Here is a 23,302-nt window from a genome sequence, read left to right as displayed (position 1 = left end):
GAATTTGAAATGAATTTTAAATCAATAAGTAAGAGAATCGTTTTTTCCTTCAGCATTGTAGTAGCAGTAGTGGTTTTATATATTGGTTACAATTTTTATGCAGTCAACCAAAGCAACAGCGCAACGGAACAAATTATTGATGAAGAAATGCAATTATTAATTACAGATTATGAGGAAGCTCAGACGATAGGGCTAAGAATTGCAGCAGCTAGAGGGTATGTACTTTCTGGTGATGAAAAGTATAAGAAAATTTTTGAAGATAATGTCAAGCATGCTGATGACAATGAGAAACTACGTTTAGCAATATCAGAGACAGGTGATTTCAACAAATTTGCGGAAATGGCTAAAGAATGGAGCAGTTATGTTGAAAAAGAAGTATTTACTGTTTATGACCAAGGCCAAATTGAACAAGCAACAAAAAATTTAGCAACTATGAGTGATAAGGCTACGGAAATACGTGAAGGCTTTGAGGGGTTAGCAGAGCATCGTAAGCAATTGATTAATGCGACTGGTGCAGACATTGTCAGTGCAGGCGAGACTAAGCAGCTTACAGGAATAATCGTAGGTGTTGTGATTGTTATCATTGCTATCGTGATTGCATTATTAAGTGCTCGAATCATTTCTAGACCAATCATCGCTGTGACAAAACGTATGCAACGAATTACTGAAGGTGATTTAAGTGAGCCTGCACTTGTTGTGAAATCAAAAGATGAAGTAGGACGGCTTACAGAAGCGACTAATACGATGTCCGATATTTTGAACCGTTTATTAAAGCAAATTCAAACCGTGTCTAATGATGTAGCTGCGTATAGTGAGGAGCTCATGCAATCAGCAACAGAGGTGAAAACTGGTACGGAACAAATTGTCGACACAGTCACTGAAATCGCGAGTGGCACAGAAGTGCAGGCAAGTAATGCATCAGATGTAGCTACAACAATGACAGAATTTACGTTGAAGATAACAGATGTCAATAATAGCAGTACGGATGTTCAGCAATATTCCCAAAATGTTATGGCTTTAACGAAAGAGGGCCAAAATTTAATGGACGCATCCACAGAGCAAATGACATCTATTCATCATATTGTGAAGGATGCAGTTTGTAAGGTGGACGAACTAAGTAAACAAACTCAGGACATTTCAAAAATCGTGGCAGTGATACAGGGTATTGCTGCACAAACGAATTTACTGGCACTTAATGCAGCGATCGAAGCGGCGCGAGCTGGGGAGAATGGTAAAGGATTTGCGGTCGTTGCAGATGAGGTTCGTAAACTCGCTGAACAAGTAGCAGTCTCAGTTGACGATATCACGGATATTGTACAAAAAATCCAAAAAGAATCGAACATGGTGACATCTTCACTGGAAAACGGCTATGAAGAAGTTGAAAAAGGTACAAATCAAATTACATCTACAAACGAAACATTCGGCCACATTGCAGAGGCAGTGTACTCGATGTCAACAAACATTGATAGCATGACGACAAAGCTAGAAGACGTAGTACAAAACACTGTCAATATTAATAAATCAGTGGACGAAATAGCTGCTGTATCAGAGCAATCCGCTGCAGGCATACAGCAAACTTCCGCAACGATCGAACAAGCAGCCAGCTCGATGGATGAAATCAAAAACAGTTCATCCAATTTAGCGGAAATGGCAGAGAGTTTAAACGACCTTGTTAGGAAATTTAAATTGTAATTTTGGACATGTATTTAATGCAGAATCATAATTAGACAGTAAATGCTCCATCGAAAATTAAGAATCAGTTAAACCAGCAATTGACGAGAAAAACGTTTAATTGCTGGTTTTTTATTGTTTGGTTTAGAAGGATGAAATAGAAGATATATGTATTGTCATCGCTCTAAATAAAAACCGGTTGTAAATTATTTGTACAAAATTGAATAATAGGAAGTTCAATGGGGATATAAATAAAAGAAAACCGACAATAGGAGTGTAGAGATGGCGACACTTGTTGTAAAGAGAAGTATTATGCACCGTTACCAAAGTATTGGGCAGGCGATTCAAGTGGCAGAGCCGGGGGATTTCATTGAAATCCGGGATGGGATATATGAAGAAAGCTTCGAAATTTCCAAAAGGCTGACACTTTATGGAGTGGGGAATGTGATCATTAAAGGTGGCGTATTTATCCGCTATCAGACACTTGTAAATATGCGAAACCTGCGTTTTACTCAAGGGCAGGGAATTTACGTAAAGGGCGATTTACAGCTAGAAAACTGTATTATTGAGCAACAAATGGTACAGGCACAAGTGACCGTAAGCTTCGGTAGTTTAATGATGAAAAATGTTGATATTTTAGCAAGCCCAATCAATCATTTTGGCCTAAATATCGATAATGGCTCAAGCGTTATTCTAGTGGATACAACGATCCAGCATCATGTTAAAGCTCAAATTAATGTGCAAAATAGTGAAATCGCATTGACTAATTGCATGCTGTTAGAAGGGCGAACGAATGGCATTTATGCAATACGGGATGTAAAAATGGAGCTTGTGGATTGTGAAATTCATGGACATAAAAAGGCACAAATTGTAGCAGCCTCCAGTACAATTTCAATGACCAATACACTTATTCACCAAGGGCAAGATGTAGGGGTGCAAGTTTTCGATAGCTCGAAACTAACGATGGATGGCTGTGAAATCAAACATCATCAAGACACGCAACTGGTTGTTCATCAAAGTGAGTTGTTGGTGACAGATTCTATCTTGACTGATGGTGTAGGGAATGGGCTTTATCTTGGTGAGAAATCTAAGGCGAAATTGTATGATTGTAAGTTCCATCGACATGTCAAGTCGCAGTTGTTAATTGAAAATAGTAAAGCGGAGTTTCGTACATGTAGCATAGATAAGGGAAAGGCGACAGGCGTTACGATTGTCAACGAAGCCGATGTATCGATGACTGAGTGTGATCTCCAAGAACACCCCCAATTTCACTTTATTATCGACTCAAGCGGGTTAAAGCTCAATCAGTGCAAGATCCGATTTGGGCAGGCAGGTGGTATTTATGGCAATGATCACGCCAAGATTACGCTGCACAACACAATAATTCAAGAGCTTCACAGTCATCATATTTATATAAACAATGCTCGACTATTTACTGATAATTGTACTTTTGATCAAATTAGCGGAAATGCGATTACTTGTATTGATGCTATTTTTGAAGTTGTGAATAGTGAATTTAACAACTGTTATGATGGCCCATATGCAATAGTATGGTCTGATAAATCAATGGGGCGTATTGAGCATTGTACGATTGATAAAGCAGATCGTCCATTTTTAGCGATGTCCAATCAATCTTTACTTGAAATGGTGTACACAGATCTAACTGCTGTAAAAATACCTGCTATTGTACAGGGGAAGAGTCAGTTATTTATCGAAGGGTACACTAACGAGACAATATGGAAGACTGATGCAACGTCGAGAATAGTTAATTTGCCAGTCAATACTAGTGATCAGACAAAGAACGTAATATTAAATAAAGTAGATATAGTTGATATCCGAAAATTGGATGTAAAATTACGAATACCAATTGAAAATTTACAAAAATTTAACAAAAATATTTTGAAGAATAATATTAATAAAACAATGTAATAACCGAATAATAAAGTAGGATAAGTAGTTTCAATTATTTTGAAATTACTTTTTTCATGAGTTAAAAGTACTGTGATAACGGATAGTAATGTATGATTAAGATAAAAAAATATTAAAAAATGAGTATTATATTTGTTGTCTATATTCATTCAATTATGCTTTCATATTTAGAAATTTAACCTGTGCCGCAGAATGTGAAAATTCGACAAAAGGGATTGTTATTTTTATAATAGAATTAAGTGAATACCAAAAATCGTTACAAATACTTCATTAAAAATTATTATTGAATAATAATGATTTTTTATAGAGGTTGGAATTTTATTAAAATAAAGTAAAATTTGGATTAATTAAGTCCATATGTTATCCTGAAAATAGGTCATAAAATGGCTGTATTAGTTAATTGTTTAAGAAACTTGAGTAATGATTGTGAAATAATGAATGGATGAACTGGAGGTGAAAAAAGTATGTTTGGGCTTTCGAAAGAAGAAATTATGTTATTGCTTGAGAAGGTAGGATTAGAAGAAAAACAAAAAAATGCAATAGCGAACATCATGCATCTTAACAATAAGCGAATAGAGCAACAACTTGCATTTATTATCGACCTAGTAATTGATGAACGCGAAAGAAATATTTCAAACAATACATATTTAAATTAAAAATGACTTAGAAAAAGAAATTTAACTTTTTGACAAATTACATATTATTTAGTATCCAAAATAAAAGGATTTTTAAGGTTTGTGCTCTATATAGATCCTTCATATATTGAAAAAATATAAATCACAAGTGTGTAAAGAAAAGCACTTGTGATTTTTTTTTTTTTTTTAAAAAAACAACTGTATACATTTTAGGGTTTAATTGGTTATATAGTTGAGTTAACTACGAAATGGATATCCAAAAGTTGGTGAAGTATGAATAATGAGTGGGAGCGTCTATTGCTAGCGCATGCAGAAGTCGTTTTCAAATATTTGATAAAAATAGGGGCTACAAAAGAAGATGCAGAGGACGTAGTGCAAGAAGCAATCATTAAAACAATTGAATGTCTGTCTACAATTCGACATGATAATTTACGAGCTTGGTTATTTAAGGTCGCCCTTAATCGTTACTATACGTTGTATAACAAGCAAAAGCGCGCAACATTAATTGGTGATGATGAAATTGAAAAATTAAAAACTGTATTGGATGATGCAGAGCAACATTTTTTACAAAAAGAGAAAAATGCAAAGATTAATGAAGCCTTGTTGGCGCTACAGCCAACATTTCAGCAATTGCTTTTAATGAAATACGATATGGAGTTATCCTATAAAGAAATTGCTACGATTCTAGCGGTGAGTGAGTCGCATGTAAAAACTTATTTACAGCGAGCACGTAAAGCATTTAAAAAACAATGGGAGGCGTTAGAAGATGGACAACCTTTTTAATACAGAACAGATGAAAAAAACAATGAAAAAAGCACAACGTTGTGCAACATGGAAAACAATCATTATTACGTTATGCGTCATCATTGTGACATCGTTTGCTGGGAAATTAGCTAATGATGCAATTACTAGTTTTTTGCAATTCCATGCACAGAATTCCTTTAATACACTACATCAAGTAAAAGGAGCGAATGAGTTTATTGGGACAACGAAGAATTACCCTGGCATTTTAGGCGGTGAAACACATTATAAAACGTTTAAATACATTGAAGGTAAAATCGTTCCTACTGGAGATGACACGTATGGCTACGGTCTTTTTCGAGATGAGATACTTTATGAAGGATCTATTTCTCCTCTTCCATTTGGAAAGAGCGGCAGGGAAGGAGATTTAGATGTTCAGCGTTACAATGAGCTTGGACAGCGCGAAATGTTGTTTTTCTATCCATTTTTAAATTATAAAAAGACACGAAATGATTTAGCGTTGTTGCCTCAAATTAGTGACGATAAAATTATGGAGATTGCTCTATCTTTTGATAAAGGCTACACAGTGCAAGAAGCGCTTGCAAAGCTGCCGAAAAATGTGACTACTTCTTGGTTATGGGTGAAGGATATTAACGAATCAGATGACAATATTGTTAAGATTATCAATAGTGATGGAACAGTTGAGAAAGGGGATTATCTTTTGCGTTCAGAACAAAATGTATATGGTTTTTCACTTTTAAACATGAACGGTGATTTAGAAGAGAACCCAGCTGAGCTATTTGTGCATGAACTAACTAGTGGAACTAGACAAAAATCAAGTTTACAAGATGAGTATAAACGGTTAGAAAAAGAAATTGGTGGTGCGGATGGTCTATCAGTAAAAGATCTTGTGATATATGGGGCTGTCGTAACTGGAAATACGAAGACACTTTCAAGCTTACAAAATCTTGATTATATTAAAGCATCCTCAATCGGAGTTATAACAGATAAGTATTGACATTTGAATAAGGTCATCCCATAGAAGGATGACCTTGTTTTTACAATTCCTTCGTAAAACAAATAATGCGGTTTGCCTCGGTGAAATCTAATTTAAGATGGACTGCTAAACTTTCGAGATTTTGCATTTCACAATCACTCGCGAATTCTTTACATCCTTTATGTTTAGCCCAATGCTCACAGCTCTCAATAAGCAGCTTTGCAAAGCCTTTCTGTCGATATTGTTTTTTTACGAAGAGCCCTTCTAAATAGCCAACTGGGCTAGAGTGGGTACCTTCAACATAATCTGTTCGGAGTTGACATTGTGCAAAACCGACTGCTTCCTCATCCTCGTAGGCAAGGAAAATCGTAGCGTTTTCAGCATTAATTAGTTGCGTCATCTCCTCACTAAATTCTTCTAACGAATGATTTGGCCAAAGTTGTAGTGCTAATAATGCTGCTGTTTGAGCATCTTCCATAGTGGCTTGTTTAATCATATTGAGTCTCCTTTTTATAAAATGGTAAAAATTGAAACTTTTGATTTTATTAAACGTAAAAAATATAAGATATAAAAATACAGGGAGGTTACTATTTTTGAAGCAAGCGTTAATGATACTTGATATTCAAAGTGATTACTTTAGTGATCAAGCTCGAATGCCTATCGCCAAGCAACAAATTGAGTCAACTATAAATTGCATTAATGACCTGATAAAAAGAGCTGAAAAGTCAAATGTCCCTATCCTCTATATTAGGAATGGATTTGAGCGAATGCAATTACTTTCCAACCTTTTATGAAAATTCACTGCGTTAAAAGGCAGTAAAGGTGCTGAATTGGATGAATGATTATTAAGATCTAATGGTGTCTGTTTTTCAAAAAAATAAAGCGGACGCAATTATACCGAGGCATAATTGATAAGTAAAAATGACAAGGGGGAAATTTGAAATGACGCTTTTACAACGATTAATTGAGCAAGCTAAAAACCCAAGAGGATTCGTGGGCTCATTGATGTTACGAATTATGAATAAGGCTCATAGTGGTATGAATGCTTGGCTAATGAAATATGAAGCCATAAATGATGGTAATATTGTATTAGATATTGGCTGTGGAGGCGGAAAAACACTTCAATCCTTATCGAAAATTAATCCAAGTGGTAAAATCTATGGTATAGACTTTTCTGTGCAAGCTGTCAAAGACTCTATAAAAACAAATCAAATGGATGTAGCAAATGGAAAAGTGATCGTGACGCAAGCAAGTGTTTCAAGCATTCCGTACACAGATAAGTTTTTCGATACGATTACAGCGTTCCAAACGCATTATTTTTGGCCAGACTTGGCAAATGATGTGAAAGAAGTATTTAGAGTGTTGAAGGACGATGGTAAGTTTATTATAATTTCGGAGCTCTATAAAATTAATTATCATATGAAAGCCTATAAAACAAAACCTGAAATCAAGCAGTTGTTTGAAAGTGTTGGGTTTCAAACCGTTACTATACGGGAAAACACACAAAAAGGATGGCTTTGTATAACAGGGATTAAATGATACATAAAATGGAGGATATAAATGAAAAGATGTGACTGGGTAAAGTTAGATGAACCTTTATATGTTGAGTATCATGACAAGGAATGGGGTATTCCCGTCTATGATGATCAGCATTTATTTGAGATGCTCTGTCTAGAAGGGGCACAAGCTGGACTTAGCTGGTGGACAATTCTACAAAAAAGAGAGGGCTATCGTGCAGTTTTCGATCAATTTGATGCTTCGAAAATCATACTCTATACGGATGACAAGCTACAGGAGCTTCGTCAGGATTCTCGCATCGTTCGTAATAAGCTTAAAATTGCTAGTGTTGTGACGAATGCTCAAGCTTTTCTACGGATACAGGAGAAATATGGATCCTTCTCTGAATATATTTGGGGCTTTGTGGATCATCAGCCGATCATCAATGAATGGTCGTCCATAGCAGATGTACCTGCTACAACAGAAATTAGTGAACGAATGAGCAAGCAATTAAAAAAAGACGGCTTTAAATTTGTTGGAAGTACGATTTGCTATTCATTTATGCAGGCTACTGGGATGGTTAATGATCATGTCGTAGATTGTATTTGTCGCAGTGAGGGTTCAGTTAATGAAAATTGATGAAATTAAGTCACAGCTAGTGAGACAGGCAACAATCTTTAAAACAGGTGGGGTTAGACCTACACATGACATGCTAGAAAGCTGGATTGGCTATGTAGGATGGTCATTACCTGGAGAACAGAGGCCACAAGGGTTTCAGCCATTAGCAACATTATTTTTAAAGGACCTTTCTTTTGTGCCCGTATCGCTAAAGCATATTGAGCTACTAACATTATTTATGAATGAAAAAATATTTGATCACCTCATAGAAGATGATTTAAGCCGTTTTTTTGAAATAAGAGCATATACATCTATAGAAGGATTAATCCAGCAAAATTGGCAGCATGACCGTATTCGCGCTTTCCCGCTTATTCCAAAACATATTGATAATGATTATCCGACATGGGATGGAGGAGGGATTCCATCTGATGTGGAGGATGAAATTTTGAGGCTAGAGCACGAGGAGGATTTTGAATACTTCGATGATATCGTAAAGGAAATATACGCTATTCATAAAATAGGTGGCTATCCAGCTTTTTGTCAAAGTGGTCATGATTACGGTGAGGACTTTCCCTTTGTATTACAGATTGCCTCAGACGAGAAGGCAAATTTCAATATCGTCGATAATGGAAATTTCTATTTCTTTTTTAATCCAGAACTAAAAGAATGGCGTGTTCATTGTGATTTTTATTAGCGGTAAAAGTATTTTAGATACATCCGTGATGACATGATTAGGAGGAATAATGATGAGGAGGCAAACTTCCGAAATTAGAAGAGTAAAGAAGGTGAAGAAAATGGAAAACAAAACAGTTATAAAGAGCGGTATTAGTTTTGGCTCCGTATTGGCCATTACTATTTCTTGGAGTGTTAATCATTCGATATTATGGGCAATCATACATGGTTGTTTTAGTTGGTTGTATGTCATCTATTATGCAGCACGCTACTAACATAAACAATGACTAGCATGTGGAATCCATTCAAAGAAGCGGGATGATGTTGAACCTAACGCTGTGCAATTGTTTAGCGATACATTGCATCATATACATACAATAGTGAATGTGTGCTATTCATAACATTTGAGCATTTAGCATAAATAACTAAGTGCTCTTTTTTCGATGAAAAGCTCATATTAAGAAAGATTGCTGACATCTTTCCATGTATCGTAGAAGAAAGGTTGATAGGATGACACATCAAGTGACCGCCACAAGCAATATTGATTTTAATGCTACAGGTGTTGATGAAATATTACAAAATGTAGCTTATATACTATCTACTTTCGTAATATCTTGCCCTTTTTACAGAGATTTTGGTTTAAAACTAGACACTCTTCCACCTTTCCAGCTTGTCAAAAGACGTAACACCGCACGTCTTTTGGAAAGCATTCAACGTTTCGTGCCACGAGCTATAGTAATAGATGTTGATTATGTTGGAGATGCATATGTAGGAAAATTAGAACCTGTTGTGAAAGTCATCGTAAACGAGTAAACGATTAGGGTGAATGTTGTCCCTTTGCCAGGCTATTTAAATGTTAGCCTGGCAAATATTATAAGGATTATTAAACAAATAGTTCATACTGGGCCAGTGGGATTTATTCATTATTTAATATGATTAGCGTATTCTATTAAAAAGATGAAATGGAGAGAAAATATGAGAGGATTAATAAAAGGCCTTTTTATTTTATTTTCCTTGGTGTTAGTAACTGCAGCATTGCTTAAGTATAATCAACCTTCATATGAAAGACCCATTCAAAAAAATCCCGATACAAATTATAGTGAAGAAATTGGTGAAAAATTACAAAGCACGAATTTTACAGAAAAAATTATAGTAGCGTTACGAGCAGCAGGCTATTTTCCAGATAGTATGATCAGCTACTTAATTGAATCTCCAAATAATCAAGTAATGACTATACAATTACATAATCTGGATAAACTTGAAAAGAGTACAGAAAGCGAAATCCAAAATATCGTCAACAGTATTGCAGAAACTAATGATCTTCAACAGTTTCTTGTTAATATCAGACTTACTGATGTTCATTAACCACGCTAAGAGACCTCTAAATAGTTACAAAAAATTTGTATGCTATAATCAAGAAAAGAGGTGATCATAGTGAGGATTTTAGTTTTAGGTGCCACTGGGCGCGTGGGTAGCCATATTGTTTCCCTAGCGTTACGAGATGAACATAGCGTTACAGCTTTAGTTCGTCACCCAAATAAGCTACAAATAAATGATGAAAATTTACATATTGTACAAGGAAATGTTTTAGAAAAACAAGATATAGAAAATGTCATGGCGAATGTTGATATTGTGATGAGTGCATTAAACACAGATGGCACTAATACATTAACTGAAAGTATGCCGCTAATTCTTGATGCAATGGAAAAAGAGCACGTAAAAAGAATTATAACTGTCGGAACGGCTGGTATTCTACAAAGTCGATTGACTCCAAGTATTTTACGTTATCAATCGAGCGAATCCAAAAGAAAAACAACCATTGCGGCAGCGGAACATCATAAAGTTTATCATTTCTTGAAGAACTCTAATACTGATTGGACAATCGTCTGTCCGACATACTTACCCGATGGTGAATATACAGGTAGCTATCGTATCGAACGAGACTTTTTACCGGATGGTGGGGTAGAAATATCTGTAGCAGATACCGCAGAGTTTGCATATCAACAAATTCAGAGTAAGGAATATGTAAAATCACGTGTAGGTATTGCATATTAGATTTTCAAACAAATGCGTAATTAAGTATAAGAAGAGGACAAAAAGAAACTGAAAAAAGGTTGGTAGAACTTTGGAGGCGTTAATCGATAAGGATTAACGCTTTTTTGTTGTAAAGAATTGTTACCTAAAAATGGAAATAAGTAAAAATCAATTAGAATGTTGATTGAACGTAAACTAAAGCTCTAATGGACTCAGTTGTTAAAAAGATGCTAGCTATAGAAAATGACTCATTTTTCGAATAAGAAGGATTCTCAGGGTATTTCTGGAATAAATAAACTGAGATGTGAAATTACATGTAAGGTCCTAAAGTTAGAAAATAGACGAATATTAAAGTAAGGAGTGGATAATATTTCTAATCGTAAAAGAAGTTTGCTTTATATCGTGACTATCTTTTTAATATTTCTTTATTATGGTGTAATTTTATTTTTGTATCTTCAAGATGTAATAGGTGGAATTTCTTTTGTTGCTTTATTATTGATTAATTTTATCATCTTATTAATAGCTCGGATCTTACTGAGAAACAAAATATATAAAAGAAAAATCACGCTCGCTACTTGCATGATGTTCTTGCTGTTTTGCTTCGAATTGCCTCTTATATTTTATGAAGGAACTTCTCATGTCGCATACATATACACTGAGCCATTACATGCCAAAGGTAGTGAAATCTATTTAATAGGCGTAAATAGAGTAGATTTTCAATTAATGGAGAGTATTCAATCTGTTGAAGATCTTTTAAATAAACAGCAAGTTCCTTTTATAGATGTGGATGAAATTACGAATTTTGTTCTGTACAAGAGCAAAAACCAGCAAATATTAAAGTGGCTTCATCTTCAAAAGAATGAAGCAGAGCAAATGAAAGACAACGTTAATCATTATCTAGGTAAAGAAGATGTCCGTATTAATGAATTTTTTAATCAGGATAATATTGGTGGAAATAGTGCTGGGTTAGGGCTAGCACTAACAGGACTCATTATACGAGGCGATTTACAAAACAACGTAGCCATTGCAGTGACTGGGGCAATAAGCGAAACGGGTGACGTCTTACCTATAGGGGTACTAAAAGAAAAAATGCTAATCGCAGAAAAATACGGTTTACCGTTTATGATTATTCCCACTAAAAATGCCGAAGAAGCCGCACAGATTCAAAAGGAACAAAATATCGACATAAAAATTTTGAATGTGACTCATATTGATGAAGCTGTTCAACTAATTAATGAAATGAACGATAAAACTAAATGAATATAAGGCGTCTTATGACGTCTTTTCTTTTTGCCAATAGGCTAAAAAATAAAGTCACCTTCAAAAATGAAAGGTGACCTCCCCAAAAAGATATAGCCGAATCATACATTTTTCTTTGCCATTCCGGTTAATTGTTGATAAATAACATCTTGATAGTTTACGTCTCGCCATAATGTAATAACATCCAATTCTGTGAGTTCTTGAAGGCTGCTTTGTATGAATTCATAAGCGATAAAATAAGCTAAGCGATTAAAACCAAATCGTTTACCTCCATTAATAGAGAACCATTCAAGAAACACTGCTCTTGCATCGAGCGAAGTTACATCGCTTAAAAACTCTTCCATAATTATTTGTTTATTATTTGAAGCAAATGTTAGCCACTCTAAGTCTTCCTCAAATGCAAAATATTCATCTTTCCTCGCACTTACCACCTTTGTAGAAAAATGCGTTGCAATGCCTTCCTGTAAAAGCCAAGTGAATGGGCTCTCCCAGTCTACCATTGCCCAATTAATACCTCTTTTTTCGGATAATAAATGGTGTGAAGCGTGCCCAAACTCATGAGCAATAATAATTTGTAAATGGCGATCTAGAGGGGAAAGTTTCTCTAAGCAAAATGCAATTTCTGGTATGAACTGTCGGTAAGTAAAAGCATTACTGCCATATAAACCTACAATCAGATGTACATCCTTTGTAAATGTAATATCGTACATCTGTTCATAGTCCCTTGCAATATCACGAATAAGCTTAGGCATTTTATCTTTTATTTCAATTAACGCTGAAATCTTTTCCTGGTGCTTTGGAATAGCCATTTTCATTTTTTCATCTACATTATGGCAATGAAATCGAAAGTATTCTTCAAAATGGCTCGCATGCTTTTTATAATAGTTCTTTAAATAATCAATGATAGGCACATAATTATTGGTAAAATCTGCAACTGTATCATGAATGAACATATTCGTCTCCCTTTTAAGAAATCAGCCCTCAGATAGAACTAAATATCGTTTAACCACATTGTCATATTTCACGATGAAAATATCATCACGTTCTTTTACAGAATAAATCTTTGTACCAATTGGTAAAAGGTTAGCTGCACCATTTTTAAAGTCCTCAGCTTTAGTTGCATTAAATTCTATCTCACCAATATTTTTATCTTCATTGACTTCAAGTTCATCAATCCATTCTATATTGGTTTTTAAAATGTTACCTTTCCATTGAAAAATATCTGCTTTGTTGTCCAATCTTAAAACTTCTGCTGCATCAGGTTTTTTAGATTTAATAGTAGCTACTGTGCCTTTTTCATTACAACCAACTAAAAATAAACTAAACAATACCACAATTAATAAACAGGATTTTTTCTTCAATAAATTTCACTCCCAAATTAATTCGGCTGATACTTACAGTTTAATGGAAAACCTTGAAGAGGTAAATATTACAAATTTCTCAGTTGATTATGTAAAGTAATGGAAAATTAAAGAGAAGGATGATTGACAAATTGTATACATTCGTATACAGTTGAGTTGTGGTTAGAGTGTATACAAATGTATACGATAAAAGGAGGACACTAAATGAAAAGTGAAAAATTTAAGGAATTTAGAGAAGAGGGACATCATCGTGGAGGACGTCATAGAGGAAGAGACGGCTCTCAACAACGTGGAGCTAAAACTTTCCGACGTGGAAGAGCCATTGCTTTTTTAGAAATGATGAATCTAAAGCGTGCAACGATTAAGCAGCAATTAGAACAACCGGAGTTTCAATCTATTCAGCCAATATTAGTGGGTGAATTAAAAGCCATTGATATGGTCATCAATGAGTTCATTCAATTATTTGAATTACACGAAAGCGAAACGATGGCTACATCCGACAGTCAAGAAGATGATGAAAAATCTTTAAATCATGATGAGGAAGGGAATAACCTGAATGAAAATAATTAATCATTACATTGATTCCGTGTTTCATAACGAAGACTCGATTTTAGAGGAGGTCATTATATCTATTGAAGAAAACGGAATGCCCGCCATTTCCGTTTCAGCTTCCTCTGGAAAACTTTTAACAATGCTTGTCTCAATGACAGGAGCTAAAAACATTCTTGAAGTAGGGGCTCTCGGTGGATATAGTGGAATTTGTTTATCTAGAGGGTTCGGCAGTGATGGAACATTAACTTCTCTAGAATTAGAGGAAAAATACGCACAGTTTGCTTACAGTAATTTATCGAAGGCGGGTTTTGGTGAACAAGTTACATATATAACAGGACCTGCATTGCAAAGCCTTGAAAAGCTAGTGCAAAGTAATGAACGATTCGATTTTTTCTTTATCGATGCTGATAAGGATAATTATGAAAACTATTTAAATTACTGTGTACAACTAGCAAATCCCGATGCGATCATAGTTACTGACAATGTGCTTGCTGCAGGAAGTGTGGCAGATCCAACTGCCAAACCAAAACGATATACGGAAATAATGAAGAAATTCAATGAAGCAGTAGCGAATCACCCTCAATTAGAGTCGATTATTATTCCAATTGGTGATGGTATGACACTTTCAAAAGTGAAGAAATAAGCACCATATTGATACGAGAAGGCACTGACGGACGAATACATGTTAGTGCTTTCTTGCTTAAAACTTTTCATAGCCTACATAAATAAATAATTGAGTACCCATCCGGCAATCCCAACTATAATTCCTACAATAATTAAGACAAGTCCATTCTTCTTAGCATGATAATCACTTCTTAAAACGATGCCCTACAAATGGCCATAATACCACAAAATAATTGAAAAAAGAAAAGTGCAAACAAAGCATTTAACCAACCAATTGTTATGAGTAGGGATTTACAGCTTTTTTCAGTTTCCACAAAAATTCCTCTTTTCATCGTTATTTATACATATCATTTTATTGGAAAATTCTGTTTAAGTACATAATTAATTTGGATATTATCAGTTGTATAAAATAGGGGATTCAAGGTAAGTTTCGTGCTTAATTACAAAAAAGACTGAAGTCAAACTTGTTGTTATAAGTTTGATTTCAGTCAGATTTCACATTTAACTATATCGATTTAACTTATCTGAAATGTTTCTAAGTATTTCAGTTTGCTCCTGTGGAAGGGAGGGCAATTTCTCTTGTTACTTCAATCCAAGATGTAATATTGGATAAGGGCGGCCTGAACTATCTGTTGGTTCTTCACTGACAATCGTGAAACCATTTTTTAAATAAAACATCTTTGCATTTTCATTATCTTTATTAACATCAACAGACCTTATATTAAAATCTTTAATGAGTTGTTGTATTATTTGTTTTCCATAACCTTTTCCTATTTCAGTAGGTTCTAAAAACAGCATTTCTAAGTGCTGAATATTGGTACCTGAGAAACCTATCAATTTATTTTCCGCATACCAAAGTCTCACATCAAGATGTGGGAAATACATAGGAATTTCCTGTTTAATGTCTTCCTTATCTTTTAAACTTAAAAAATCGTGGGTTTTGGTAACGGATCTATCCCAAAGATTTATAATAGTTTCATAGTCATTAGTTGTTGCTTGTCTGTTTTTCATAATGTTCTCTCCTTTTTCTTGATTATCAGGCTCCTTTCTATTTTTTATTTGAAGATTTTAATGATGTAACACCAATCAAAATAAATTTTCATTTTCTATGATCCTCTCGATTTAGGGGATTTGTTCTACTTATAATTTATATGTAACAAAAATTGTAACATGTGATACAAGATAAGCGAAATAATAAAAGGGCCACATCAGTGACCCTTAGTACCAAGTCAGGAGGTGTAAGGCTAAGTTAGTTTTTCTCTACTATATATATGATGTTGAAGAAATTAACACTATCAGAAAATCCTAAACTTAACTAATTTTAGTTCCGTTTGGTACAGGCTGATCAGGAGCTAATAAAATCACATCTCCTTCTAAAGGAACTCCGCCAATCACTAAAACTTCAGATTTAAAGCCTGCTACACGACGGGGTGGGAAATTAACGATCGCAACTACTTGCTTATTAACAACTCCTTTTGGCGTATAGCGTTTAGTAATTTGAGCAGAGGATTGCTTGATGCCAATATCTTCTCCAAAATCAATTATCATTTTAATAGCAGGAACCCTTGCTTTCGGAAGCTCTTCCGCTTGGATAACTGTCCCAATTCTAATATCAAGGTTTATAAAGTCTTCTATAGTTGCCATAAAAAATACTCCTTACTTTTCAATTTGTATAAAGTCTTGTAAATTTTTTTCGATGAAAATATTTATTTTTTCTATAGTAGCTGGATAAATGTTTTCGAATATTGCATAAAGCGATTCAAATGATGCATGGAGCTCTTTATTTTGATTTAATTCATCTCGAGTGATTGTAAAATTCTCTAATGTAGTAGGGTGATTATGTTGTTTTAGTTCCTGTTCAATATTTTCAAGGAGTAAAAGAAAAGATTCATCATTAAAATACTTAAAACAGGCTTTGAGAGCTGCCCATTTTTTAGACTGTGCCATGAAATAAGCACTCCACCAATAAAATTCGATAAGAGATTTATTAATATGGTTATAATAAACATGAAACATAAATAATGCTCTTTGACCTTCTGTAAGTTCCTCATAAAAACGTTCTTTTACACCGATATTAGTTTCTTCAGACATTCTTACCTTATAAATCTTAATGAGCGGCTCGAAACACCTTTGACTTAAACTGGAGCAATTAAAATCTAAATCCTCTTTCTTTACACTTATTATCAAAATAATCACACTCCTTCCAAATAATATAACATTTTTAGGATTAGAATGTGCAGCGTTATTTACATTCATTTTGGATTGTTATTGGTTTTATATACAATTAAAAGAACAAAAATAAAAGCATTTTTTACTTTAAACCTCAAATAATAATGATTAGAAATAGGAGGTGAAAACTTGAGGAAATACTATCTACTGATCGCTTTATGCTTTTTCGGGGTATTTTTATTTTTTGTAAATGAAAAATCTTTTGCAGACAAGGGAAGGAAGTATTACGAAGAGGCAGGACAAATTTTGTGGGATATTAATACGGATGAAAAAGTAATCGCCTTAACCTTTGATGATGGTCCTCATAAAAAGTACACACCTGACATTTTAGATATATTAGACAAGTACAATGCAAAGGCCACATTCTTTATTGTGGGTGAAAATGCAGAAAAAAATCCAGAGCTTGCTTTACGTATACATGAAGAAGGTCACGAACTAGCCATTCACACATATACGCATCCTTTTAGAACGAATGTTTCCAATTTGATGAAAGAAATAAAACAAACACATGCAACAATTTATGGTATTACAGGTTATGTCCCTGTTTTATTTAGACCAGTTGAAGGCCAATACACGGATTCCATGATTGATGCAATAGCAAAAGAAGGGTATAAAGTTGTCATGTGGTCATGGCATTTAGATACATTTGATTGGAAAAGTCCTGGAGAAAAGAAAATTGTCAATACTGTTTTAAAGGGTGCTAAGCCTGGAAGTGTCGTGTTATTTCATGATGGCGGTGGAAATCGTGAGCAAACTGTGAAAGCATTAGAAAAAATCTTACCAAAGCTTGAAGAGCAGGGATATAAATTTGTAACGATTTCTGAGCTACTCGAGATTCAAAAGTTAAGTAATAAGGATGGAAAATAAATATAGGCAGGGCTCATTTTTTTATGTAATCTGGGCCTTGCTTTTTTGCATTATTGAACCATGTGTATTTATATTTGGAGAAACAATGTAAAATAAGGATGTTTATGGTTATTTTACTTTTTAATGAGCTGAAATAGTAAATTGTGAAAAAGAATGTTTTAGGAATCTACAACAAGGAAAGAAGGTATCAATTATGAATGATTACATTAAAACGATGAGACAGATGATCGGGCATGAAACTCTATTGACTATTGGCTGTGGAGCAATAATTGAAGATGATAGGGGACGTATTCTTTTACAAAAAAGGACTGACGGTGATATTTGGGGAATCCCAGGAGGTATCTTGGAAATCGGAGAAACTTTTGAAGAGACCGTTAAAAGGGAAGTCTTTGAAGAAACGAATCTTATTCTGAACGATATAACATTGTTTGGATTATATTCTGGTAAAAATGGTTTTGCAGAGTACTCAAATGGAGATAAAGTATTTAGTGTTCAAATAATTTTTTACTCAAGCGATTATAAAGGTACTTTACAAATTAATGATGAAAGTAGCGAATTTTACTTTTTATCGAGAGATGAAATACCTTTAAACCTTAATCCTCACCAATCCTCATTTATTAAGGATTGGAGAAATGGTATACCTACACCAATAATAAAATGAAAAAGTTCTTAATCCAATGGGTGCGTTTCCTCTAGAAGTTTTATATAATTAGAAAATACAGTATTTTCAAAAAGGGGTGGGGGATGATGAAACAAATTATTGCATTAGGAGGAGGGGGCTTTTCTATGGAGCCTCATAATCCATTATTAGATACATATATTTTACAGCAATCTAACAAAGCCAATCCAAAGATTTGCTTTATACCTACTGCAAGCGGAGACTCGGAAAATTATATTGCAAAATTTTATTCTTTCTTTAACTCGCAACAATGCATTCCGTCCCACTTATCACTTTTTTCTCCTCCAACTCGAGATTTAGAAAGTTTTATTATGGAAAAAGATATTATTTATGTTGGCGGAGGAAATACTAAAAACCTTTTAGCTTTATGGAAAGAGTGGTCGTTAGATAGCATTTTTAAGACTGCTTGGCAAGAGGGAATCCTATTAACAGGCATTAGTGCTGGTTCAATTTGTTGGTTCGAGGAAGGAATAACAGATTCATTTGGAGGAGAATTAGAGCCGATATCATGTTTAGGTTTTCTCCCAGGAAGTAATTGCCCTCATTATGATGGAGAAATCAATCGAAGACCTGCTTATCATAATTTGGTTAAAGCTAATAAACTCTCATCTGGAATTGCCGCTGATGATGGAGTAGCCGTTCATTTTATCGATCAAGAAATCCATAAAATCGTTAGTTCAAAACCTAATGGTAAAGCATATAAGGTATCCTTGGATAATGATATCAATGAGGTAGAGTTAGCTGTAGAATATTTAGGAAGTATATAACAACTTCGAAAAATAAGCTTTTTCAAGAATCAGATCTTGAAAAGGCTTATTTTCATTCATACGGGAATAAGACGCTTCAGAAGGCACAACATCCGAAACAAGAAACCCACAATCTAAACGGAATAAAGGATCATTGACCAAACGTTTGATTAAATCCTTGATCGTTGGAATACGCTCGACAATACGAATAATCAGTGATTGAATCATCGCACCATAGTTTAGTTCACGTGGGGCACCACGCAATGTCCTTTTTAAAAACAACTGAAAATTCGGTTGTACGTCGAAAGTGGCAAAAATCGCATCGAAACGACAGGAACTTTCCATTTTCAATAATTCTTGGATGTCAAATAGGCTCATTTGTTTTACAATAGTCATAGGGCATTCACCTCATTCAGTATGGTTTAGTTTAGACGCTACCATTATACCGAATTTGGGGAGGTGCCCGTTTTTTATTGTATCGGAACCCCTGATGCTAAAGGGATTAGAATTATGAAATTAACTCAAATAGTAATAATTAATTAGGTTTAAAAAAGACAAGTTTGTGAAGAAATCTACTTAAACTATAGGGGTGCTTTACTTGAAGTACATTGAGTTGCATTAGCAGCCCCTTTTTTTCTTATTGAACTATCGGAGCAGAATAATTCAATAAAGTTTTAGTTTTAGTGGTAAAATATGTTTATAATGGGAGGGATTTAAATGGCTAATTTTTTATTACCACTTATGGGAGTTTTTATCGTTATTGCAAATATCATTGGCTTTATATTCTACAAAAAAAAGAAAAATTTATATTCTGCTGCTTTTACAATATTGTTATCAGCAGTTTTCTTTGGGGCAATCGGTGGTGCATTAGCAATATTTATTATTCGTGATGCTTTTGCAGTATTTTACGGAATGCAACTAGCACAATATTTATTATTCAATAGTATCATCGTTTTCATTATTGCAATTTTAGTAACTATAATAAAAAGATATAACAACAGAACAACATAAATCACGACTATATTCAACTAACGGCTGCTTAGTTAAATATTCGATTTTCGAAATATCAAACATAAAAACAGAGTTGATTCTACACATTTTGTAGATTAACTCTGTTTTTATGTTTTAAAAGCAACAATCTTTTAGAAAACAGCCTAAAAATAAGAGGCAGATTTAATCTATTTTATCCTAAAATCTCTAGTATAGAAACGGAATAATTCGCCAAGTTTTGGACTGATATTGTTTGTATTGTTCACCAAACAATGTAACAAGAATTCTCTCTTCAATTTTTATACGATACGAATATGCAAGGAAAAATAAAATGATATTTATAAAAATGGCAATGAACGAAGATGAAGATATAGCAAATCCTAAAAAGGTCAAAAAAGACCCTAAATAACCAGGGTGGCGAATATATTTATATAGACCGTTTTGAATTAACTTATGTTCCCCCTGCATTCCGACATTCCTACTGTAAAATCTCCCTAAGATTTTCATTGAATAAAATCTTATCCATACACCAACTAGCCCGACAATAACACCAAAAAACAGCAATGAATTAATCTTATTTATTGTAAAGAAATAAATAATCTCTGGAATGGTTAACATCAAGGCTAAAACTACCCCGATAAAAAAACTAGAACCAAGATCTCGTTTTTCTTCTTTAATAGGTGAACTTCTATAAAATTCTAATAATAAGTAAAGAAAAATAGGTAAATATGCTATGAAAAACATGATTCATTTTCCTTTCAATAAAAGTATCTTATGATTAACTCATTATCCCTTCAGAAATATCTAATTGCTCTTCCTTGTTTGATGCTGTCAAAACAAGTTAAAACTAGCCAAAATGCTTATTCAACTAACCTGCTTCGTTCGTTGAATAGCAACCATCCTTATTTATGATATTTGTGTTGGTTATTATTCTTTGTGTGGGTAATCTATTTTAAAAATCCTTTTGGCATAAAAACGTAAAGAAGTACATATACAACTATAAATATTTGGCTGGTACTATCTCCAAAGCCAAACACTGTCACTCCTAAAATTGAAAAGAAAATTAAGCAATGATTACAAAAATGAAACAAAGTATGGTAATCAAACGTAAAATAAGGATAGGGGGGATTTGAGGTGAAATATTTACTAATTGGTGTTTTCTTATCACTTTGCGGTGTTTTGATCTCGATGATGTTGTGGGGAATGGAAAAGGTTTATTTAGTTTCAGGCACGGTTGGCTGTATCTTCATTGTCATTTCAATGATTTTTTCAGGGTCCATGGTTAGTGGGGATCGGATGAGAGCAAATTTTGCTACCGAAACAACAGAACATCGGGACGAACGCAATAATATTACTTTACATTCCTTATACATTGCTTTACCAAATATTATTGTAGCGGTTTTATTTTATTATTTAAGTAAATGATATTGAATGGAAAGAAAAGTTGAACAATCTAAAATAAAAGGTCACTCGGACAAAAGTGACCTTTTTGTTTTCACTGTAGTATGTTAGGCTGGTTAGTTATCCTACTATTACTAGGTATTTGATATTTAGTAACAGAGGTTATGGAAATGATTAATTGTGACAATGATAAATAGCATTAACTTTATTCATTATAGATCTGAATAGAATCTAAAGTACTGGAAAAATTAATACATGAATGTTGTACCAACAATAATTAAAAGAATGAATAGAACTACAATTAATGCGAATGCTGAACCATGGCCTCCGCCATGTCCATAGTAACCGCCACCGCCGCCACCGCCGCCACCGCCGTAGCCGCCGCCGCCATAGCCACCACCGTAACCACCGTAGCCACCGCCACAACAGCTACCAAAATTTCCGCCGTAATATCCCATGAAATATCCCTCCCTTCTACAATCTATAATATGTTCAGGGTTAGAAAGAAGGGGAGGTTATTCATCTAGTTTTTACTTAGTTTGAATTAATAATCCCCAAAAAAAATTAATGATGAAGAATTACTCAACTTCAAAAAGGAAGCAACATTTTTAAAGAATAATAAAATTGAAACTATTACAAATGTCAATCGTATAAAATAAGGAAGGCTCTAGGAGGTGTTTGTACTATGTCGTTTATTGGATGGGCTGTTCTAACTTTTTCAATTGTCTGTTATTTACCTTTCTTTATTTGGCTTTCTGCTAGTTATCTAAATAACGGTGATCAATCAAAAAGAAAGAATAATTATTGGTTATTGTTGATGTCAGCTGGATTATTAAATTCTTTGAATACTTTCTTGTTTAAGATTCAAGATACATATTTTTTAGCAGTAACAGTCATGATCATTTTATTATTTAGCCTTTACATGTTTTTCAAAGTTCGGAAAGATAAAAGTGGTGGAATGACTAACGAAATGTTTTAGAATGACACAATGTGCCTAAAAAATGTTTCCCTTGAAGTAGATAATGTTGTCCGTGTCTAAATTCAAGGGGATATTTTTATAATTTCTATAAAGGTCTTCGTTTTAAAGACTCTTTTTAAAGTGGCTTATTTATAATTTGTTTCCAGACCAAAGTGGCTACTGTTCCTACACATATACCAACCGCATATAAAATGCCACTAATGAGACCCCAAAATTCTAGTCCAAAAAAGACTTCAAGGGGAAGGGATGGATATAAAAGCCACAAAGTTATTGTATGTGGAACTTATGTCGGGAAGTACATTGAAGAAAATTCCATCATACAAAATCTGAGATAACTCATCGGATCATGCTTATATATTTATCAGTACAGTTATGAAAATAACAATGAAAGATAAATAAGTAAGGGTCACTCGAACCAAAGTGACCCTAAACCACAAACTAGGAGGTGCAAAGCTAAGTTAGCTTTACACTATTATTAATATGATTTAGTAGCTATGTTTGTATAGTGAAATGCCTGACAATTAGATTAAAAAAATAATAATCTACAGGTACAGTTTCAAAATTTTGTATCAATCATTTTTCTACATGCTCTCCTTATTTATTTTGAGACAATATAAGTAATAAGCATAGCAGGATAATAAAGTGCTATTAGACTAAAAACCTCCTAACATAAAGTTGTCTATGTATGAAGCTAGTCAAATGCAACTTACAAATATGAAGGCTTGTTACAGATTTTCCGAACGAGAAAGCCCATGCAGGGTGTAGCCCGTCTTTAGACATGGGATGAAAGTGAGGTCAGACAAGAGATAGCTTTTGCTAC

Annotated in this window: 30 protein-coding genes and 1 pseudogene; 22 read left to right on the top strand and 9 right to left on the bottom strand. The window is 34.0% G+C overall.

Going from position 1 to position 23,302, the window contains the following annotated elements; genetic code table 11:
* The first annotated feature begins 9 nt into the window (after nucleotides 1-9).
* From ACIQ7T_RS16560 to ACIQ7T_RS16540, 5 genes are all read left to right on the top strand, one after another.
* Nucleotides 10-1,692 carry a methyl-accepting chemotaxis protein gene (locus tag ACIQ7T_RS16560; RefSeq protein WP_370078638.1) on the top strand — a complete coding sequence of 561 codons (1,683 nt, stop codon included), beginning with the start codon at nucleotides 10-12 and terminating at the stop codon, nucleotides 1,690-1,692.
* Between the two features lie 261 nt (nucleotides 1,693-1,953).
* On the top strand, nucleotides 1,954-3,600 hold the full coding sequence (locus ACIQ7T_RS16555) for a right-handed parallel beta-helix repeat-containing protein (RefSeq protein WP_402871734.1): 1,647 nt from the start codon (nucleotides 1,954-1,956) through the stop codon (nucleotides 3,598-3,600).
* 464 nt (nucleotides 3,601-4,064) lie between these two features.
* Complete coding sequence (locus ACIQ7T_RS16550; protein ID WP_370078642.1) at nucleotides 4,065-4,256, top strand: hypothetical protein; 192 nt, start codon at nucleotides 4,065-4,067, stop codon at nucleotides 4,254-4,256.
* Nucleotides 4,257-4,508: 252 nt separating this feature from the next.
* The gene (locus tag ACIQ7T_RS16545) at nucleotides 4,509-5,018 is read left to right on the top strand and encodes an RNA polymerase sigma factor (RefSeq protein WP_402871730.1); all 510 of its coding nucleotides are present in this window, start codon (nucleotides 4,509-4,511) and stop codon (nucleotides 5,016-5,018) included.
* Nucleotides 5,002-5,994, top strand: a complete 993-nt coding sequence (locus ACIQ7T_RS16540; RefSeq protein WP_402871727.1) for an anti sigma factor C-terminal domain-containing protein — start codon at nucleotides 5,002-5,004, stop codon at nucleotides 5,992-5,994. Before ACIQ7T_RS16545 ends, ACIQ7T_RS16540 begins: the two co-directional genes overlap by 17 nt.
* A gap of 40 nt (nucleotides 5,995-6,034) precedes the next feature.
* On the opposite strand, the gene aac(6') is transcribed toward ACIQ7T_RS16540, so the two are convergent.
* Entirely contained in the window at nucleotides 6,035-6,469 is a 435-nt protein-coding gene (aac(6'), locus tag ACIQ7T_RS16535; RefSeq protein ID WP_402871726.1) for an aminoglycoside 6'-N-acetyltransferase, read from the bottom strand.
* 97 nt (nucleotides 6,470-6,566) lie between these two features.
* Here aac(6') and ACIQ7T_RS16530 point away from each other — a divergent pair, with 97 nt between their 5' ends.
* From ACIQ7T_RS16530 to ACIQ7T_RS16490, 9 genes are all read left to right on the top strand, one after another.
* Nucleotides 6,567-6,767 carry an isochorismatase family protein gene (locus tag ACIQ7T_RS16530; protein WP_402871723.1) on the top strand — a complete coding sequence of 67 codons (201 nt, stop codon included), beginning with the start codon at nucleotides 6,567-6,569 and terminating at the stop codon, nucleotides 6,765-6,767.
* 148 nt (nucleotides 6,768-6,915) lie between these two features.
* The gene (locus ACIQ7T_RS16525) at nucleotides 6,916-7,512 is read left to right on the top strand and encodes a class I SAM-dependent methyltransferase (RefSeq protein ID WP_402871720.1); all 597 of its coding nucleotides are present in this window, start codon (nucleotides 6,916-6,918) and stop codon (nucleotides 7,510-7,512) included.
* Nucleotides 7,513-7,533: 21 nt separating this feature from the next.
* Complete coding sequence (locus ACIQ7T_RS16520) at nucleotides 7,534-8,109, top strand: DNA-3-methyladenine glycosylase I (protein ID WP_402871717.1); 576 nt, start codon at nucleotides 7,534-7,536, stop codon at nucleotides 8,107-8,109.
* Complete coding sequence (locus ACIQ7T_RS16515) at nucleotides 8,099-8,782, top strand: DUF1963 domain-containing protein (protein ID WP_402871714.1); 684 nt, start codon at nucleotides 8,099-8,101, stop codon at nucleotides 8,780-8,782. Before ACIQ7T_RS16520 ends, ACIQ7T_RS16515 begins: the two co-directional genes overlap by 11 nt.
* A 52-nt stretch (nucleotides 8,783-8,834) precedes the next feature.
* Nucleotides 8,835-9,035 carry a hypothetical protein gene (locus ACIQ7T_RS16510; protein ID WP_402871711.1) on the top strand — a complete coding sequence of 67 codons (201 nt, stop codon included), beginning with the start codon at nucleotides 8,835-8,837 and terminating at the stop codon, nucleotides 9,033-9,035.
* Nucleotides 9,036-9,270: 235 nt separating this feature from the next.
* Nucleotides 9,271-9,573 (top strand): hypothetical protein, encoded by a 303-nt coding sequence (locus ACIQ7T_RS16505; protein ID WP_402871708.1) that lies wholly within the window; start codon nucleotides 9,271-9,273, stop codon nucleotides 9,571-9,573.
* Nucleotides 9,574-9,735: 162 nt separating this feature from the next.
* Nucleotides 9,736-10,125: a hypothetical protein gene (locus ACIQ7T_RS16500; protein WP_402871705.1), complete on the top strand. Its 390-nt coding sequence runs from the start codon at nucleotides 9,736-9,738 to the stop codon at nucleotides 10,123-10,125.
* Between the two features lie 69 nt (nucleotides 10,126-10,194).
* Nucleotides 10,195-10,815, top strand: coding sequence for an NAD(P)-dependent oxidoreductase (locus tag ACIQ7T_RS16495; RefSeq protein ID WP_370078664.1), 621 nt, complete (start codon nucleotides 10,195-10,197; stop codon nucleotides 10,813-10,815).
* 339 nt (nucleotides 10,816-11,154) lie between these two features.
* Nucleotides 11,155-12,054: a S16 family serine protease gene (locus ACIQ7T_RS16490; RefSeq protein ID WP_402871702.1), complete on the top strand. Its 900-nt coding sequence runs from the start codon at nucleotides 11,155-11,157 to the stop codon at nucleotides 12,052-12,054.
* A 101-nt stretch (nucleotides 12,055-12,155) separates the two neighbouring features.
* On the opposite strand, the gene ACIQ7T_RS16485 is transcribed toward ACIQ7T_RS16490, so the two are convergent.
* Entirely contained in the window at nucleotides 12,156-13,007 is an 852-nt protein-coding gene (locus ACIQ7T_RS16485) for a hypothetical protein (protein WP_402871699.1), read from the bottom strand.
* A gap of 21 nt (nucleotides 13,008-13,028) precedes the next feature.
* On the bottom strand, nucleotides 13,029-13,415 hold the full coding sequence (locus tag ACIQ7T_RS16480) for a hypothetical protein (protein ID WP_402871696.1): 387 nt from the start codon (nucleotides 13,413-13,415) through the stop codon (nucleotides 13,029-13,031).
* 204 nt (nucleotides 13,416-13,619) lie between these two features.
* Here ACIQ7T_RS16480 and ACIQ7T_RS16475 point away from each other — a divergent pair, with 204 nt between their 5' ends.
* Together ACIQ7T_RS16475 and ACIQ7T_RS16470 are read left to right on the top strand one after the other, a co-directional pair.
* The gene (locus tag ACIQ7T_RS16475) at nucleotides 13,620-13,985 is read left to right on the top strand and encodes a hypothetical protein (protein WP_402871693.1); all 366 of its coding nucleotides are present in this window, start codon (nucleotides 13,620-13,622) and stop codon (nucleotides 13,983-13,985) included.
* On the top strand, nucleotides 13,972-14,610 hold the full coding sequence (locus tag ACIQ7T_RS16470; RefSeq protein ID WP_402871690.1) for an O-methyltransferase: 639 nt from the start codon (nucleotides 13,972-13,974) through the stop codon (nucleotides 14,608-14,610). Before ACIQ7T_RS16475 ends, ACIQ7T_RS16470 begins: the two co-directional genes overlap by 14 nt.
* Before the next feature lie 563 nt (nucleotides 14,611-15,173).
* On the opposite strand, the gene ACIQ7T_RS16465 is transcribed toward ACIQ7T_RS16470, so the two are convergent.
* The 3 genes from ACIQ7T_RS16465 to ACIQ7T_RS16455 all read right to left on the bottom strand — a co-directional run bounded on the left by ACIQ7T_RS16465 (nucleotide 15,174) and on the right by ACIQ7T_RS16455 (nucleotide 16,778).
* Complete coding sequence (locus ACIQ7T_RS16465) at nucleotides 15,174-15,602, bottom strand: GNAT family N-acetyltransferase (RefSeq protein WP_402871687.1); 429 nt, start codon at nucleotides 15,600-15,602, stop codon at nucleotides 15,174-15,176.
* A 300-nt stretch (nucleotides 15,603-15,902) separates the two neighbouring features.
* Complete coding sequence (gene csaA / locus ACIQ7T_RS16460) at nucleotides 15,903-16,235, bottom strand: chaperone CsaA (protein WP_402871684.1); 333 nt, start codon at nucleotides 16,233-16,235, stop codon at nucleotides 15,903-15,905.
* A 12-nt stretch (nucleotides 16,236-16,247) separates the two neighbouring features.
* Nucleotides 16,248-16,778 (bottom strand): hypothetical protein, encoded by a 531-nt coding sequence (locus tag ACIQ7T_RS16455; RefSeq protein WP_402871681.1) that lies wholly within the window; start codon nucleotides 16,776-16,778, stop codon nucleotides 16,248-16,250.
* Nucleotides 16,779-16,949: 171 nt separating this feature from the next.
* On the opposite strand from ACIQ7T_RS16455, the gene ACIQ7T_RS16450 reads away from it, so the two are divergent.
* The 3 genes from ACIQ7T_RS16450 to ACIQ7T_RS16440 all read left to right on the top strand — a co-directional run bounded on the left by ACIQ7T_RS16450 (nucleotide 16,950) and on the right by ACIQ7T_RS16440 (nucleotide 19,133).
* A complete protein-coding gene (locus tag ACIQ7T_RS16450) occupies nucleotides 16,950-17,687 on the top strand; it encodes a polysaccharide deacetylase family protein (RefSeq protein ID WP_402871678.1) in 738 nt (245 codons plus the stop codon).
* 193 nt (nucleotides 17,688-17,880) lie between these two features.
* Nucleotides 17,881-18,348, top strand: a complete 468-nt coding sequence (locus ACIQ7T_RS16445) for an NUDIX hydrolase (RefSeq protein WP_402871675.1) — start codon at nucleotides 17,881-17,883, stop codon at nucleotides 18,346-18,348.
* An 86-nt stretch (nucleotides 18,349-18,434) separates the two neighbouring features.
* Nucleotides 18,435-19,133, top strand: coding sequence for a Type 1 glutamine amidotransferase-like domain-containing protein (locus tag ACIQ7T_RS16440; protein ID WP_402871672.1), 699 nt, complete (start codon nucleotides 18,435-18,437; stop codon nucleotides 19,131-19,133).
* A gap of 57 nt (nucleotides 19,134-19,190) precedes the next feature.
* On the opposite strand, the pseudogene ACIQ7T_RS27995 reads toward ACIQ7T_RS16440, so the two are convergent.
* Nucleotides 19,191-19,508: pseudogene (locus tag ACIQ7T_RS27995) on the bottom strand (transposase); the annotation flags it as partial.
* Nucleotides 19,509-19,829: 321 nt separating this feature from the next.
* On the opposite strand from ACIQ7T_RS27995, the gene ACIQ7T_RS16430 reads away from it, so the two are divergent.
* On the top strand, nucleotides 19,830-20,123 hold the full coding sequence (locus ACIQ7T_RS16430) for a 3-isopropylmalate dehydrogenase (protein WP_402871669.1): 294 nt from the start codon (nucleotides 19,830-19,832) through the stop codon (nucleotides 20,121-20,123).
* A gap of 186 nt (nucleotides 20,124-20,309) precedes the next feature.
* Here the strand turns inward: ACIQ7T_RS16430 and ACIQ7T_RS16425 are convergent, their stop codons facing one another.
* Nucleotides 20,310-20,846: a methyltransferase family protein gene (locus tag ACIQ7T_RS16425; RefSeq protein WP_402871667.1), complete on the bottom strand. Its 537-nt coding sequence runs from the start codon at nucleotides 20,844-20,846 to the stop codon at nucleotides 20,310-20,312.
* A gap of 390 nt (nucleotides 20,847-21,236) precedes the next feature.
* Here ACIQ7T_RS16425 and ACIQ7T_RS16420 point away from each other — a divergent pair, with 390 nt between their 5' ends.
* On the top strand, nucleotides 21,237-21,527 hold the full coding sequence (locus tag ACIQ7T_RS16420; RefSeq protein WP_402871665.1) for a DUF5316 domain-containing protein: 291 nt from the start codon (nucleotides 21,237-21,239) through the stop codon (nucleotides 21,525-21,527).
* A 224-nt stretch (nucleotides 21,528-21,751) separates the two neighbouring features.
* Here ACIQ7T_RS16420 and yjcZ read toward each other — a convergent pair whose 3' ends face one another.
* Nucleotides 21,752-21,961 (bottom strand): sporulation protein YjcZ, encoded by a 210-nt coding sequence (gene yjcZ, locus ACIQ7T_RS16415; protein WP_402871662.1) that lies wholly within the window; start codon nucleotides 21,959-21,961, stop codon nucleotides 21,752-21,754.
* A 227-nt stretch (nucleotides 21,962-22,188) separates the two neighbouring features.
* Here yjcZ and ACIQ7T_RS16410 point away from each other — a divergent pair, with 227 nt between their 5' ends.
* On the top strand, nucleotides 22,189-22,482 hold the full coding sequence (locus ACIQ7T_RS16410) for a hypothetical protein (RefSeq protein ID WP_402871659.1): 294 nt from the start codon (nucleotides 22,189-22,191) through the stop codon (nucleotides 22,480-22,482).
* Nucleotides 22,483-23,302: the final 820 nt, after the last annotated feature.

Source organism: Lysinibacillus sp. NPDC096212 (assembly GCF_044763105.1).
In the GTDB taxonomy this organism is placed as follows: Bacteria; Bacillota; Bacilli; order Bacillales_A; family Planococcaceae; genus Lysinibacillus.
Note: the sequence above shows the minus strand (reverse complement) of the source record. Positions and strands in the feature narration are given on the sequence as shown.

Coding starts and splice junctions, on each gene's coding strand:
- ACIQ7T_RS16560 (WP_370078638.1), top strand. CDS start 10: ATGAATTTTAAATCAATAAGTAAGAGAATCGTTTTTTCCTTCAGCATT.
- ACIQ7T_RS16555 (WP_402871734.1), top strand. CDS start 1,954: ATGGCGACACTTGTTGTAAAGAGAAGTATTATGCACCGTTACCAAAGT.
- ACIQ7T_RS16550 (WP_370078642.1), top strand. CDS start 4,065: ATGTTTGGGCTTTCGAAAGAAGAAATTATGTTATTGCTTGAGAAGGTA.
- ACIQ7T_RS16545 (WP_402871730.1), top strand. CDS start 4,509: ATGAATAATGAGTGGGAGCGTCTATTGCTAGCGCATGCAGAAGTCGTT.
- ACIQ7T_RS16540 (WP_402871727.1), top strand. CDS start 5,002: ATGGACAACCTTTTTAATACAGAACAGATGAAAAAAACAATGAAAAAA.
- ACIQ7T_RS16525 (WP_402871720.1), top strand. CDS start 6,916: ATGACGCTTTTACAACGATTAATTGAGCAAGCTAAAAACCCAAGAGGA.
- ACIQ7T_RS16520 (WP_402871717.1), top strand. CDS start 7,534: ATGAAAAGATGTGACTGGGTAAAGTTAGATGAACCTTTATATGTTGAG.
- ACIQ7T_RS16515 (WP_402871714.1), top strand. CDS start 8,099: ATGAAAATTGATGAAATTAAGTCACAGCTAGTGAGACAGGCAACAATC.
- ACIQ7T_RS16510 (WP_402871711.1), top strand. CDS start 8,835: ATGAGGAGGCAAACTTCCGAAATTAGAAGAGTAAAGAAGGTGAAGAAA.
- ACIQ7T_RS16505 (WP_402871708.1), top strand. CDS start 9,271: ATGACACATCAAGTGACCGCCACAAGCAATATTGATTTTAATGCTACA.
- ACIQ7T_RS16500 (WP_402871705.1), top strand. CDS start 9,736: ATGAGAGGATTAATAAAAGGCCTTTTTATTTTATTTTCCTTGGTGTTA.
- ACIQ7T_RS16485 (WP_402871699.1), bottom strand. CDS start 13,007: ATGTTCATTCATGATACAGTTGCAGATTTTACCAATAATTATGTGCCT.
- ACIQ7T_RS16475 (WP_402871693.1), top strand. CDS start 13,620: ATGAAAAGTGAAAAATTTAAGGAATTTAGAGAAGAGGGACATCATCGT.
- ACIQ7T_RS16470 (WP_402871690.1), top strand. CDS start 13,972: ATGAAAATAATTAATCATTACATTGATTCCGTGTTTCATAACGAAGAC.
- ACIQ7T_RS16465 (WP_402871687.1), bottom strand. CDS start 15,602: ATGAAAAACAGACAAGCAACAACTAATGACTATGAAACTATTATAAAT.
- csaA (WP_402871684.1), bottom strand. CDS start 16,235: ATGGCAACTATAGAAGACTTTATAAACCTTGATATTAGAATTGGGACA.
- ACIQ7T_RS16445 (WP_402871675.1), top strand. CDS start 17,881: ATGAATGATTACATTAAAACGATGAGACAGATGATCGGGCATGAAACT.
- ACIQ7T_RS16440 (WP_402871672.1), top strand. CDS start 18,435: ATGAAACAAATTATTGCATTAGGAGGAGGGGGCTTTTCTATGGAGCCT.
- ACIQ7T_RS16430 (WP_402871669.1), top strand. CDS start 19,830: ATGGCTAATTTTTTATTACCACTTATGGGAGTTTTTATCGTTATTGCA.
- ACIQ7T_RS16425 (WP_402871667.1), bottom strand. CDS start 20,846: ATGTTTTTCATAGCATATTTACCTATTTTTCTTTACTTATTATTAGAA.
- yjcZ (WP_402871662.1), bottom strand. CDS start 21,961: ATGGGATATTACGGCGGAAATTTTGGTAGCTGTTGTGGCGGTGGCTAC.
- ACIQ7T_RS16410 (WP_402871659.1), top strand. CDS start 22,189: ATGTCGTTTATTGGATGGGCTGTTCTAACTTTTTCAATTGTCTGTTAT.